Raw genomic sequence first — 13,098 nt, 5'->3', positions numbered from 1 at the left:
GCATCAACATCCGCCCGCCAAAAGGGAAATACCGGAACTACTGCCGGTTCATGCACCCCGCGCATAATCCCCGGGTGACAATCTACGGGTGACCATCGACGAACTGCGCTGGTTCCTCACCCTCGCGGAGACCGAGCACGTCACGGAGGCGGCGGCCCGGCTGCGCATAGCCCAGCCGACGCTGTCGCGGGCGCTGCTGAGGATGGAGCGCCGGATCGGCACCCAGTTGTTCGACCGCGACCGGCACCGGCTGCGGCTCAACGACTACGGCCGGATCTTCCGGCGCCACGCACAGCGCGCACTGGACGAGCTCGACGCGGCGCAGGACCGTATCGCCACCCTGCTCGACCCCCCGCAGGACACGCTCAGCCTGGCCTTTGTGCACTCCGTGGGCGGCTGGCTGGTGCCGCGGCTGCTCGGCGCGTACTCCCATGACGCACCCGGCCCGCGCTTCGCGCTGCACCAGGACTCCGCCGCGACCGTGCTGTCACTGCTGCTGGACGGCACCGCCGAGGCCATCATCACCAGCCCCCGGCCATCCGATCCCCAACTGGGCTGGCTGCCGCTGCGCGACGAGCGGCTGCAACTGGCCGTACCCGCCGACCATCCGCTCGCGGACCGCGACCATGTCCGGCTCGGCGATCTCGCCGACGAGCGGTTCATCATCATGCGCCCGAAGTTGGGGCTGCGGCAGATCACCTGCCAGATCTTCCACCGGGCCGGAATGACCCCGGACGTGGTGTCGGAGTGCACCGAGATCTCCACCATCAAGGGCCTGGTCGCCTCCGGTCTCGGCGTTGCCGTCGTCCCGGCGGGCGATGGCGGCCCGCCGCCCGCCGGGGTCCGGATGGTTCCGCTCACCGACCAGGACGCGTACCGGACCATCGGCCTGGCCTGGCACCAGGGCCGGCCGGCCACCGCCGCGGGCCGCCGGTTCCGCGAGTTCGCCGTGCGCTACGCCCGCGGCGCCGACCCTGCCTGACGACCGGCGTACAGCGCCTCGATCTCCTCGGCGAAATCCGCCGCGACAGCCGCCCGCCTGAGCTTCATCGAGGGCGTCAGGTGCCCACTGGCCTCGGTGAACTCCACCGGCAGCACGGCGAAGGCGCGGATCGACTCGGCGCGCGACACCAGCGTGTTGGCGTCATCGACGGCGCGCTGCAGTTCGCCGCGCAGCTCTTCGTCGGTGACCAGCCGAGTGAGCGGAACGTCCTGCTTCTTCCGCATGCGCCGCCAGTGCGCGAGACCGTCCGGCTCCAGGGTGAGCAGTGCGGCGATATACGGGCGGTCGTCGCCGACGACCATGCACTGGCCGACCAGCGGATGGGCGCGCAGCCGGTCCTCCAGCGGTGCGGGCGCCACGTTCTTGCCGCCCGCGGTGACGATGATCTCCTTCTTCCGGCCGGTGATCGTCAGATACCCAGCCTCGTCCAGCTCGCCGATGTCCCCGGTGGCGAACCAGCCCCGGCGCGGGGCGGGTTGACCGGTCTGCCCGTTCCAGTACCCGCTGAAGACCTGGCCGCCGCTGAGCAGCACCTCTCCGTCCGGGGCGATGCGTACTGCGCTGCCCGGCAGCGGGCGCCCGACCGTACCGAGCCGGGGTTTGAGCGGCGGGGTGACGGTGGCGGCCGCGGTGGTCTCCGTGAGGCCGTACCCCTCGAAGACCTCGATGCCCGCGCCGGTGTAGAAGGCGGCGAGCCTGCGGCCCAGCGGTGAGCCGCCGCAGAGCACATAGCGCACCGCGCCGCCGAGCGCGGCCCTGATGCGCCGGTAGACCAGCGGCTCGTACAGGGCGTGCGCGGCCCGCAGCGCGACCGACGGACCACGGCCCTCCGCGCGCCGCTGCGCCGCCAGTTCCTCCCCGTACCGCTGTGCGATCCGCGCCGCGCGGTCGAAGGAGGCGGCGCGGCCCGTCGACTCCGCGGTGGCCCGGCCGGTGTTGTAGATCTTCTCCAGAACGTACGGGACGGCCAGCAGGAACGTGGGGCGGAATCCGGCGAGGTCGGCGAGCAACTCGTCGGTGGCCACGCTCGGCGCGTGCCCGAGCCGCACCCGGGCCCGTAGGCAGCCGACCGCGACCATCCGGCCGAAGACATGCGAGAGCGGCAGGAACAGCAGGGTCGACGCGGGCTCGGTGCTGACCGCCCGGAAGACCGGGTGCAGCAGCTCGATGGCGTTGTCGACCTCGGCGAAGAAGTTGGCGTGGGTCAGCACGCAGCCCTTGGGGTTGCCGGTGGTGCCCGAGGTGTAGACCAGGGTGGCGATATGGCGCGGGGTGACGGCGGCCCGGCGCTCGTGCACCGCCCGATCGGGTACGCCGCGTCCGGCGGCCTTCAGTTGGGCGATCGCCGCGGTGTCCAACTGCCACAGCTCACGCAGCGCGGTCAGTTGCCCGCGTACGCCGGTGACCAGTCGCGCCTGCTGGACGTTCTGCACCGCGCAGGCCACCGCCGCGGAGTCGGCCAGGATCCAGCCGACCTGGGCCGCGGAGGACGAAGGGTAGACCGGAACGGTGATCGCGCCCGCCGCCCACGCGGCGAAGTCCAGCAGCGTCCACTCGTACGACGTGTGCGCCATGATCGCGAGCCGTTCACCGGGGCGCAGCCCGGAGGCGATCAGTCCCTTGGCGACGGCCAGCACCTCGTCACGGAAGGCGGCTGCGGTCACGTCCAGCCAGTTGCCGGTCTCGTCCTTGCGGCTGAGTACCGGGTCGGCGGGGGCCTCGGTGGCGTTGTGGAACGGGATGTCGGCGAGGCTGCCGGTGGTGACGACCGGAGCGATGGGCGCCGCGACGGCCTGGACGACACGGGCCGCCTCTGTGGTCAACTCGGGTTCCGGTGGGCTGAGTTGTGGTGACACGTCATGGGACATGGGCGTCTCCGGTACGGCCAAGTGAGTTACCGGCGGTAAACTTACTGCACGGTAGGGATCAGGCCAATGGGTTGCCTGTTCCGGCCCTCAACCGGCATATGACGCAAGAGCGTGAACTCGTACGTCCGTCCGAGGGATTGGCCGTGTCTTCCAATCCCACATCAGGGTTTCCGAGGACCGGTCCGCGCATGCTGAGCGCACCCCTTCGCCACGAGCGCACCGCTCACGCACGAGAACTGAGGTTCCTATGCGCCGTCTCGCCGTAGCAATCGGAGTCGCCGGACTCCTGAGCGTCCCCGCCCTTCCCGCCCAGGCCGACACCGGCATGCCGGTCGGCCGGCCCGGCCCCCATACGACGCTCGCCCCCACCGCCAAGGGCCGCGTTGTCGCCCGCCACGGCGTTGTGGTCAGAAGCGGACCAAGCACCCGGTACCGGGTCGTCGGCCGTCTAGCCAGCGGCCGGATCGTCCACATCATCTGCAAGGTCCGCGGCCAGCAGGTCCGCGGCAACTCGATCTGGTACAAGCTGGACACCCGCCCGCGGGAGTGGGTGAGCGCGAGTTACGTCAAGAACATGGGCCGGATCCCGCGCTGGTGCCGCAACCTCAAGCCTGCGCCGAGCCTGCCGGGCCACCACCCCACCCAGACCATGCCGGGCCACCACCCCACCCAGACCATGCCGGGCCACCACCCCACCCAGACCATGCCCGGTCAGCTTCCGACCCAGCCGATGCCGAGCCAGAGCCCGACCGTCCTGCCGGGCAAGGTGACCGCCCCCGCCCCGCAGCTGTCGCCGAGCGCCGCGGCCAGCGCCAGCACGCAGAGCTCCGCGGTCACCCACCGCGCCCGCATCTACCACGACTGACGCGTCTCCGGTAACCAGCGTGCCCCTGCCGTGACCCGCGGCAGGGGCACCCGTCTGCCCTCAGCGGCGCCGGGCGTGGATCCGCAGCCAGTCCCGGTGAGTCGCCTCACGCTCATGGCCGACGATGCCGAAGCCCGCTTCGGCCAGCAGCGCGGCCAGCGCCTCGAACCGGTGCAGAACGAACCAGCGGCGCAGACTCGCCCCGTAGGCCCGCTCGTCCCAGCCCTCGCCGTCGCCCTCCGCGACGCTCAGCAGCAACTCACCGCCCGGACGCAGTACCCGCCCGAACTCGCCCAGCACCTGCGGCACTTCGGGCCTGGGCACGTGCAGCAGCGCGGCCACGCACCACACCGCGCCGAGCGACCGCGCCGCCAGCGGCAGCGCCCGCATATCGGCCTGGACCAGACCGGGCACGCGGGCCGCGCCAAGCATCCGCCGGGACAGGTCGAAGCCGGTGACCCGGAACCCGCGTTCCCGCAGCGCCCGGGTGTGGTGCCCGGGCCCGCAGCCGATGTCCGCGATCCGGGACCCGGCCGGAAGCAGCGCCGCCAGGCGGTCGAGTTCGGCGGCCACCCACGCCGGGGGCGTACTCCACTGGCGGGCGTACTCCGCCGCGATGGTGTCGTACGTCGCGCGGGTCGCCGCAGTGAAGTCGGTCACCCCGACACGGTACGGCGCCAGCGGCGTTCACGCGGCGGCGGCCACCTGCCGCGGCTCGTCCAGGATATGTCGGTCATGCCGACACTCGCACTGTGATGAACCCAAAGTGACCCTTTGGGTTGGCGCTGACGAAGAACACCAACGCCCCGCAGGGGAAAGGCGATTCCCCGCGGGGCGTTGCGAAGTGCGTGACGGCTGTCACGCGGGGGTGTGCGGCCGCGGGCTCAGCTCTGTGCGGTGCGGACGGCGTCGTCGGCGGCGTCCTCGTCCCCGGCCTTGGCGTCGAAGGCCCGACGGGTCCGGTCCACCCGCTCCGAGATCTGCACGGACGCCGACTCACGGGCGTTGCGCAGCAGCACGTAGCTGAGCACGCCGGAGATCACCAGCGCCAGCAGCAGCACCCACAGCAGGTTGGAGCTGCCGAGACCGGCCGGGAGGATACGCACATAGACGAGGGCCCAGATGACGACGAAGCTCGCCACGAACAGGCCAGCTCGCATCGCGGTGTAGCGGAGCATGGGGCTCGGCTTCCAGCTCACGGCGTTTCCACTCTTTCCTCGTCCGTTAGGTACATACCTCACCAGTGAAGCACGCTTCCCAGACGATCAAGCCGGGGGCTCAGGTAGCCGGCGTCACACCCGCATGGGCTGCGGCGACTCCCGGCGGTCGGCGTCCGGGCCCGGGTACTCGCGGATGATCTCGTACCGGGTGTTGCGCTCGACCGGGCGGAAGCCCGCGTCGCGGATCAGGTCCAGCAGGTCCTCGCGGGTCAGCTTGTTCGGGGTGCCGAAGTCGTCCGCGTCATGCGTGATCTTGTACTCGACCACCGAGCCGTCCATGTCGTCCGCGCCGTGGTTCAGGGCGAGTTGGGCGGTGGCCAGACCGTGCATCACCCAGAACACCTTGACGTGCGGCACGTTGTCGAACAGCAGCCGGGAGACCGCGAAGGTCTTCAGCGCCTCGGCGCCGGAGGCCATCGTGGTGCGCGCCTGAAGGCGGTTGCGGACCTTGCCGTCCTTCATGTCCACGAAGTCGTGCTGGTAGCGCAGCGGGATGAAGACCTGGAAACCGCCGGTCTCGTCCTGGAGTTCACGCAGCCGCAGCACATGGTCGACGCGGTGGCGCGGCTCCTCGATGTGCCCGTAGAGCATGGTGCTCGGCGTCTTCAGGCCCTTGGAGTGCGCCAGGCGGTGGATCCGGGACCAGTCCTCCCAGTGCGTGCGGTGGTCCACGATGTGCTGGCGGACCTCCCAGTCGAAGATCTCGGCGCCGCCGCCGGTCAGCGACTCGAGTCCGGCGTCGATCAACTCGTCGAGGATCTCGGAGGCGTCGAGCCCGGAGATCGTCTCGAAGTGGTGGATCTCGGTGGCGGTGAAGGCCTTCAGCCCGACCTCCGGCAGCGCCTCCTTCAGCGCGCGCAGCGAGCGCGGGTAGTAGCGCCAAGGGAGCGTCGGGTGCAGGCCGTTGACGATGTGCAGCTCCGTGAGGTTCTCGCCCTCCATCGACTTGGCGAGCCGGACCGCCTCCTCGATGCGCATCGTGTACGCGTCCTTCTCGCCCGGCTTGCGCTGGAACGAGCAGTACGCACAGGACGCGGTGCACACGTTCGTCATGTTCAGGTGGCGGTTGACGTTGAAGTGGACGACGTCGCCGTTCTTCTGCGTCCGCACGTGGTGTGCGAGACCGCCGAGCCAGGCGAGGTCGTCGGACTCGTAGAGGGCGATCCCGTCCTCGCGGGTCAGCCGCTCTCCCGCGTAGACCTTCTCCTCCAGCTCACGCTTGAGCCCAGCGTCCATGCCGCCTCCTTCTCACCTAGACCCGATCGAGACTACGCCCTGCCCCTGACAGCGCTGACAGGGCCTGGATCAGACGTCGTCGGGCAGCTCGCCGACCCGGTTCTCCCACTTCGTGGACAGCACGACGGTGGTACGGGTACGGGCCACGCCCCTGATGCCGGACAGCCGCCGGATGGTGTGCTCCAGACCGTCGACGTCGGGCACCCGGACCTTGAGCATGAACGAGTCGTCACCCGCGATGAACCAGCAGTCCTCGATCTCGTCCAGGTCCTGCATCCGGCGCGCCACGTCCTCGTGGTCGGCGGCGTCGCTGAGCTGGATGCCGACCAGCGCGGTGGCGCCGAGCCCCAGTGCGGCGGGGGCCACGGTAGCTCGGTAACCGGTGATGACCCCGGCCTGCTCAAGGCGGTTGATGCGGTCGGTGACGCTGGGGCCGGAGAGGCCGACAAGCCTGCCCAGCTCGGCATAGGACGCCCTGCCGTTCTCACGCAGGGCCTGGATGAGCTGCCTGTCCACCGCGTCCATGTACCTGGAGCCTTCCATTCCTACTTTGATCCCGCGCTTACGGATTGAATCTAAGGCACGCGGCGTCGAGAACCCGCCGTCAGGACCCGGCTTCCGCCCGACCGCCGCCGAGGTCACCCGCCCACCTGCGGTACAGCTTGTGCTGGACGCCGACCGCGTCCAGCGTCCGCCCCGCCACGAAGTCGACCAGGTCCTGGGCGCTGACGGCGCCCGCGTAGAAGGCGGGCGCGGCGGGCAGCACCACGGCGCCCGCCTCGTCGAGGGCGACGAGTTGCCTGAGCGTCGGGCCGCTGAGCGGGGTCTCGCGCACCACGACCACCAACGGTCGCCGCTCCTTGAGCGTCACGCTCGCCGCACGCTGCAGCAGGTCCTTCGACAGCCCCAGCGCCACTCCGGCCACACACGCCGTGCTCGCCGGAACGATCAGCATCCCCTTCGCCGGGTACGAACCGGAGGACGGCCCGGCCGCCAGGTCCCCGGCCGGCCAGCAGCGGACCCCGCTGAGATCGACGTCGTACGCGTCCGGCGTGCCGTCGGCGCCGCGCGCCAGCAGGCGCGTCAGGTCCTCCTGCCAGTGGGCGTCCCGGAAGGGGTGACCGGTCTCGTCCAGCACTGTCAGCCGGGCGGCCCGGCTGACCACCAGGTCGACGGCCTCCCCGGCGTACAGCAGCGCCCGGACGACCGCGGCCGCGAACGGGGTGCCGGACGCCCCGGAGACTCCGACCATCCAGGGACGTCGCCGGTCGTCCGGTGTTGATGGCGTCTGTCGCGGCTCCACACCGGGAGCCTATCCGGCCTGACGGGCCCGATCGGCCCGGATGCCCGCAGAACCCGGGGAGTACGGAACCGGGGCGGATGTCAGACCCGTTGTCTACCGTGGAAGCACATCTCCCGACCGGGGACTGATCCGGGAACAGCCCGGGAGCACGAGGACCGGCCTGGGACCGGTGGGGATCGAGGGGGCAGCGAATGGTGGCGTATGCGAAGACTCTGCGCGGACGCGGCGGTGGCCTGACGAACGTGGTCGCGGCGGGCGCGCTCATGGCGGGCTGGGTGGCGCTGCTGTGGGTGCTGGAGGCCGTGGACGCGGTGTCGCACGGCTCGCTGGACCACTTCGGGATCGTGCCGCGGCAGGCCCGGGGCCTGATCGACATCATCCCGGCGGCCTTCGTCCACTTCGGCTTCGGCCATGTCGCGGCGAACAGCCTGCCGCTGCTGGTCCTCGGCTTCCTCGCCGCGCTGCGCGGGATAGGCCGCTTCCTCGCCATCTCCCTGCTGATCATCGTCGTCAGCGGCCTGGGCGTGTGGTTCGTGGCGCCGTCCGGCACCAATACGGCGGGGGCCTCCGGCCTGATCTTCGGGCTGTTCGCCTATCTGGTGGTCCGCGGTTTCGTCGACCGCCGTCCGCTGGACATAGCGCTCGGCGTGGTGGTCGCCGTGCTCTACGGCTCGATCCTGTGGGGCGTGCTGCCGAACGCGGCCGGCGTGTCCTGGCAGGGCCATCTGTTCGGCCTGGTGGGCGGTGTGCTCGCGGCGTTCCTGTTCCGCGAGCGCCGGGCCGGCGAGCTCATACCCTGAGCCCGCCGCACCGTCCGCGCCCGCCCCGGTGACGTGGCGTCAGACGCCCAGCCCGCGGGTCAGCAGGTCGAGCAGCGCGCAGAAGAACAGCGCGATGCCGATGAAGCCGTTGACCGTGAAGAACGCCCGGTTCAGCCTGGACAGGTCGTCCGGCCTGACGATCGAGTGCTCGTAGAGGAACGCGACCGCGACGATCAGCAGGCCGATCCACCAGAAGGCACCGGCGCCGGAGGCGATCCCGTACCAGGCGAGCAGCGCGGTGGTCACCACATGGCAGGCGCGGGCGCCGTACAGCGCACCGGCGATGCCGAACCGGGCCGGGACGGACTTCACGCCATGGGCGCGGTCCGCCGCCACGTCCTGGCAGCCGAAGATCAGGTCGAAGCCGCCGATCCACACGCCCACGGCCAGGCCGAGGATCACCGCGTCCCAGGACCAGCTGCCGGTGACCGCCAGCCATGCGCCGACCGGACCGATCGCCTGCGCGAGGCCGAGGATCGCGTGCGGGAAGTTGGTGAACCGCTTCCCGTAGGGATAGACGACCATCGGCACGACGGCGAGCGGTGCGAGGTACAGGCACAGCCTGTTGAGCGACGCCGCGGCGCCCAGGAAGACCACCAGGGCGACCAGCGCACCGGTCCACGCGGAGCGCACCGAGACCGCGCCGGTGACCAGTTCACGGCTGGCCGTGCGCGGGTTACGGGCGTCGATCTCGCGGTCGATGATCCGGTTGCAGGCCATCGCGAAGGTGCGCATGCCCACCATCGCGACGGTGACCAGGAACAGCTGCCACCAGTGGATGGAAGCCGACTGCGCCTGCATGGCGGTGAGCGCGGCGATGTAGGCGAAGGGGAGGGCGAAGACCGAGTGCTCGATCATCACCAGCCGTAGGAAGGCCTTGACCTTGCCGGGGGGCGCGGGCTCAGGTCCGAGCAGATCCGAGGTTGCCGACTCAACGCTCACAGCCCGTACTCCGGGTCATCCCCGCGGGTGCGGGGCCGAGTCCCCGCCTTCCGCGGCTCCATCGTGGACTTCTGGCTCACAGCCCGTACTCCTTCCATCGCCTCGTCACCCGATCGGATGTCTCCGGGTCGGAGACGACCATCTCGGGCCAGCCACCGTCGCGGGTGTAGCCCTCCTCGGGCAGCTTCCGGGTCGCGTCGATCCCCGCCTTGCCACCCCAGAACTGCTGGTAGGAGGCGTGGTCGAGGTGGTCGACCGGCCCCTCGACCACGGTCAGGTCGCGGGCGTAGTCGGTGTTGCCGAACGCCCGCCAGGCGACCTCGTGGTAGTCGTGCACATCGCAGTCCGCGTCGACCACGATGATCAGCTTGGTGAGCGACATCATGTGCGCCCCCCAGATGGCGTGCATCACCTTCTGCGCGTGCTTGGGGTACTTCTTGTCGATCGAGACGATCGCGCAGTTGTGGAAGCCGCCCGCCTCGGGCAGGTCGTAGTCGACGATGTCCGGGATGATGACCTTGAGCAGGGGCAGGAAGAAGCGTTCGGTGGCCTTGCCCAGCGGACCGTCCTCGGTCGGCGGGCGGCCCACGACGATCGACTGGAGCAGCGGCCGCCGACGCATCGTCACACAGTCGATGGTCAGCGCCGGAAACGGCTCCTGCGGGGTGTAGAAGCCGGTGTGGTCGCCGAACGGCCCCTCGGGCAGCGTCTTTCCGGGCTCCAGCCAGCCTTCCAGGACCACTTCGGCGGCGGCCGGAACCTGCAGCGGGACCGTCTTGCAGTCGACCATCTCCACCCGCTTGCCCTGGACGAAGCCCGCGAAGAGGTACTCGTCGATGTCACCGGGCAGCGGCGCCGTGGCCGCGTACGTCACGGCGGGCGGACAGCCGAACGCGATGGCGACCGGCAGCCGCTCGCCGCGCCGCTGCGCGACCTGGTAGTGGTTGCGGCTGTCCTTGTGGATCTGCCAGTGCATGCCGATCGTCCGCGCGTCATGCCGCTGCAACCGGTAGAGGCCGAGGTTCCGTACGCCCGTCTCCGGGTCCTTGGTGTGCGTCAGGCCGAGGTTGAAGAAGGAGCCGCCGTCCTGCGGCCAGGTGAACAGCGCGGGCAGCCGCTCCAGGTCGACGTCATCGCCGGTGAGGACGACCTCCTGCACCGGCGCGTCGCCCGGCTTGACCTTCTTCGGCGGTACGTGGGTCATCCCGGCGAGCTTTCCGAAGGCCTCGCGCACACCGGTGAAACCGTGCGGCAGCTCGGGCTTGAGCAGGCCCGCGATCTTGTCGCTGATGTCGTCGTACGACCTGAGTCCGAGCGCCTTGAGCAGCCGCCGGTCGGTGCCGAAGACGTTCATGGCCAGCGGCATGGCCGAGCCGCGCACGTTCTCGAAGAGCAGCGCGGGACCTCCCGCCTTGTTCACCCGATCGACGATCTCGCCGACCTCCAGATGGGGGTCGACCTCGACCTTGATGCGCTTGAGGTCGCCTTCCCGCTCCAGCGCCCTCAGGAACGAGCGAAGATCGTCGTAAGCCATGCGTTCCAGTATCCGACATCGGTCGCCACCGCTTGTCGCCGGGCGCACGCCTTGCCGTTCAGCGCGCCCACCGGTGTGTGCGCCGGCGGCGGAGCGACCCGTGGCCGCGCGGTCTACCCTTGGTCCGTCACTGGGCCGTCCGGGGCCCGTCGCCGTACTCAGGGGGACCGCGTCGGCATGACCAGGTATCTGCCCTTCCTGCTGGTGCTCGCGCTGTGGATCTACGCGTTCATCGACTGCCTGAACACACCCGAGCAGCAGGTCCGCAACCTGCCCAAGGTGGTGTGGGTGCTCATCATCCTGCTGTTCGGCGAGGTGCTGATCGGACCGATCGCCTGGCTCGCCGCGGGGCGCCCGCGCGCGGGCTTGCGGCACGCCGGTCCGGCGACGAGCGCCGGGGGCTACGGGATGACCGCGCCCGCGGAGCAGACGCACTGGGTCGCACCGGACGACAACCCCGAGTTCCTGCGCTCGTTGAGCGTGGCGAACCAGCGGGACGAGGCCACGCTCAAGGAGTGGGAGGCGGATCTGCGCCGCCGCGAGGAGGAGCTGCGCCGCAAGCAGCACGGCGGCGGTTCCGGTCCTGACGACGCCGCACCCGCCTCCTGACGGACGGCCGCCGCTCTTCCGTTCTGACGTCGGCTCACCAACCGCCGCGCCGCCCGCCGATGACGCACGTCCACGACACGCCGAGCTATCCCCAAAGCCTCATCCGTACACGGTCAATTGCTGCATAGTTAACGCAAATACTCCTCCCTCCGATCCGATCGGCGCAGGAGAGTCGGCGAAGGCCCGGAGAGGGCGTACGCGATTCGAGGGAGAGGGATATCCATGCCCGACATCACCCGACGCAGACTCCTCGGCTCGGCGGCGGGCGCGCTCGGCGGCGCCGCGGCGCTGTCACTACTACCGCCGAGCGTTCAGCAGGCGGTCGCGGCCGGACCGGCCCGGCACGGATCGCTGGCGGACATCGAACATGTCGTCCTGCTGATGCAGGAAAACCGGTCCTTCGACCACTACTTCGGCACCCTCAAGGGCGTACGGGGGTTCGCCGACCCCGACGCGCTGCGGCTGAGCACCGGCCGTTCGGTCTTCTACCAGCCGGACGCGAAGAACCCCGACGGCTATCTGCTCCCCTTCCACCTGGACACCCACAAGAGCAGCGCCCAGGCCATCCCGTCCACCAGTCACGCCTGGGAGGTGCAGCACCAGGCGTGGAACAACGGCCGGATGGACAGATGGCTGCCCGCGCACCGGGCGGCCGACGGCGTCAACGGCCCGTACGTCATGGGCTACCACACGCGCGAGGACATCCCGTTCCAGTTCGCGCTGGCCGAGACCTTCACCGTCTGCGACAACTACTTCTGCTCGGTCTTCGGACCCACCTGGCCCAACCGGCTGTTCTGGATGACGGGCACCAACGACCCGAACGGCACCCACGGCGGCCCGATCATCTCCAACGACGCACCGACGCCGTACCGCTGGACCACCTACGCCGAGCGGCTGGAGACCGCCGGGATCAGCTGGCAGGTGTACCAGGAGCTGGACAACTACGGCTGCAACATGCTGGAGAACTTCCAGACCTTCCAGAACGCCAAGCCCGGCAACCCGCTCTACGAGCGGGGCCTGCGGTTCCGGGCCGCGGGCGCCTTCGAGGAGGACGCCCGGCGCGACCGGCTGCCCGCGGTCTCCTGGATCATTCCGACCAGCTACCAGTCGGAGCACCCGGACTATCTGCCCGCCGCGGGCGCCGACTTCGTCGCCGCCAAGATCGAGGCGATCGCCTCGAACCCCAAGGTGTGGGCGAAGACCGCCTTCATCCTCAACTACGACGAGAACGACGGCCTGTTCGACCACGTGCCGCCGCCCACCCCGAACCCGGGGACGCCGGACGAGTTCATCCACGGCCTGCCGATCGGCGGCGGCTTCCGCGTGCCGTGCATGATCATCTCGCCCTGGACGGTGGGCGGTTGGGCTGCGGGTGAGGCGTTCGACCACACCTCCGTACTGCAGTTCCTTGAGCGCTTCACCGGCGTGCGGGAGCCCAACATCAGCCGGTGGCGGCGCCGTACGTTCGGCGATCTGACCTCCGCCTTCGGCTTCGACCACACCGCGAAGCGGCCGCCGGGCCTGCCCACGAACACGGCGGAGCAGCTCGCCGAGGCGCAGTGGGAGGTGGCCCATCTGCCCAAGCCCACTCTGCCCGGGGCCCGGCAGACCCCGCCCCACCAGGAACCCGGGCAGCGGCACCGGCGGTAGGGGGCTTCTTGGTTCGGGGGCTGCGCCCCAGCCCCCAAGGGCTTGCC

Annotated in this window: 13 protein-coding genes; 5 read left to right on the top strand and 8 right to left on the bottom strand. The window is 70.3% G+C overall.

From position 1 onward, the window contains the following. The first annotated feature begins 88 nt into the window (after positions 1 to 88). Positions 89 to 982, top strand: a complete 894-nt coding sequence (locus tag P2L57_RS30160; protein ID WP_275819828.1) for a LysR family transcriptional regulator — start codon at positions 89 to 91, stop codon at positions 980 to 982. Here P2L57_RS30160 and P2L57_RS30155 read toward each other — a convergent pair. Beyond that, positions 955 to 2,871 carry an AMP-dependent synthetase/ligase gene (locus P2L57_RS30155; protein WP_275819826.1) on the bottom strand — a complete coding sequence of 639 codons (1,917 nt, stop codon included), beginning with the start codon at positions 2,869 to 2,871 and terminating at the stop codon, positions 955 to 957. The genes P2L57_RS30160 and P2L57_RS30155 overlap by 28 nt on opposite strands. A gap of 247 nt (positions 2,872 to 3,118) precedes the next feature. Here P2L57_RS30155 and P2L57_RS30150 point away from each other — a divergent pair, with 247 nt between their 5' ends. Next, positions 3,119 to 3,736: an SH3 domain-containing protein gene (locus P2L57_RS30150; protein ID WP_275819824.1), complete on the top strand. Its 618-nt coding sequence runs from the start codon at positions 3,119 to 3,121 to the stop codon at positions 3,734 to 3,736. Positions 3,737 to 3,796: 60 nt separating this feature from the next. On the opposite strand, the gene P2L57_RS30145 is transcribed toward P2L57_RS30150, so the two are convergent. The 5 genes from P2L57_RS30145 to P2L57_RS30125 form a co-directional block, all read right to left on the bottom strand. Then, positions 3,797 to 4,396 carry a class I SAM-dependent methyltransferase gene (locus tag P2L57_RS30145; protein ID WP_275819822.1) on the bottom strand — a complete coding sequence of 200 codons (600 nt, stop codon included), beginning with the start codon at positions 4,394 to 4,396 and terminating at the stop codon, positions 3,797 to 3,799. 224 nt (positions 4,397 to 4,620) lie between these two features. Continuing rightward, a complete protein-coding gene (locus tag P2L57_RS30140) occupies positions 4,621 to 4,935 on the bottom strand; it encodes a DUF4229 domain-containing protein (protein WP_372515988.1) in 315 nt (104 codons plus the stop codon). Positions 4,936 to 5,028: 93 nt separating this feature from the next. Beyond that, positions 5,029 to 6,192, bottom strand: a complete 1,164-nt coding sequence (gene mqnE, locus P2L57_RS30135; protein ID WP_275819820.1) for an aminofutalosine synthase MqnE — start codon at positions 6,190 to 6,192, stop codon at positions 5,029 to 5,031. Positions 6,193 to 6,261: 69 nt separating this feature from the next. After that, complete coding sequence (locus P2L57_RS30130; RefSeq protein ID WP_275819902.1) at positions 6,262 to 6,717, bottom strand: Lrp/AsnC family transcriptional regulator; 456 nt, start codon at positions 6,715 to 6,717, stop codon at positions 6,262 to 6,264. Positions 6,718 to 6,796: 79 nt separating this feature from the next. After that, entirely contained in the window at positions 6,797 to 7,495 is a 699-nt protein-coding gene (locus tag P2L57_RS30125; RefSeq protein WP_504987673.1) for a UbiX family flavin prenyltransferase, read from the bottom strand. A gap of 191 nt (positions 7,496 to 7,686) precedes the next feature. Between P2L57_RS30125 and P2L57_RS30120 the strand changes: the two genes are divergently transcribed. Further along, complete coding sequence (locus P2L57_RS30120; protein WP_275819816.1) at positions 7,687 to 8,295, top strand: rhomboid family intramembrane serine protease; 609 nt, start codon at positions 7,687 to 7,689, stop codon at positions 8,293 to 8,295. 39 nt (positions 8,296 to 8,334) lie between these two features. Here the strand turns inward: P2L57_RS30120 and mqnP are convergent, their stop codons facing one another. Together mqnP and P2L57_RS30110 are read right to left on the bottom strand one after the other, a co-directional pair. Further along, the gene (mqnP, locus tag P2L57_RS30115) at positions 8,335 to 9,258 is read right to left on the bottom strand and encodes a menaquinone biosynthesis prenyltransferase MqnP (RefSeq protein ID WP_275819814.1); all 924 of its coding nucleotides are present in this window, start codon (positions 9,256 to 9,258) and stop codon (positions 8,335 to 8,337) included. Positions 9,259 to 9,334: 76 nt separating this feature from the next. After that, positions 9,335 to 10,792: a menaquinone biosynthesis decarboxylase gene (locus P2L57_RS30110; protein WP_275819812.1), complete on the bottom strand. Its 1,458-nt coding sequence runs from the start codon at positions 10,790 to 10,792 to the stop codon at positions 9,335 to 9,337. A 177-nt stretch (positions 10,793 to 10,969) separates the two neighbouring features. On the opposite strand from P2L57_RS30110, the gene P2L57_RS30105 reads away from it, so the two are divergent. Beyond that, positions 10,970 to 11,401 (top strand): PLD nuclease N-terminal domain-containing protein, encoded by a 432-nt coding sequence (locus P2L57_RS30105; RefSeq protein ID WP_275819810.1) that lies wholly within the window; start codon positions 10,970 to 10,972, stop codon positions 11,399 to 11,401. Positions 11,402 to 11,623: 222 nt separating this feature from the next. Further along, on the top strand, positions 11,624 to 13,051 hold the full coding sequence (locus P2L57_RS30100; RefSeq protein ID WP_275819808.1) for an alkaline phosphatase family protein: 1,428 nt from the start codon (positions 11,624 to 11,626) through the stop codon (positions 13,049 to 13,051). Positions 13,052 to 13,098 lie beyond the last annotated feature (47 nt).

It is taken from the genome of Streptantibioticus ferralitis, assembly GCF_029223525.1.
GTDB classification, from domain to species: domain Bacteria; phylum Actinomycetota; class Actinomycetes; order Streptomycetales; family Streptomycetaceae; genus Streptantibioticus_A; species Streptantibioticus_A ferralitis.
The sequence above is the reverse complement of the archived record's forward strand: the minus strand, read 5'-3'. Positions and strand labels throughout refer to the sequence as shown.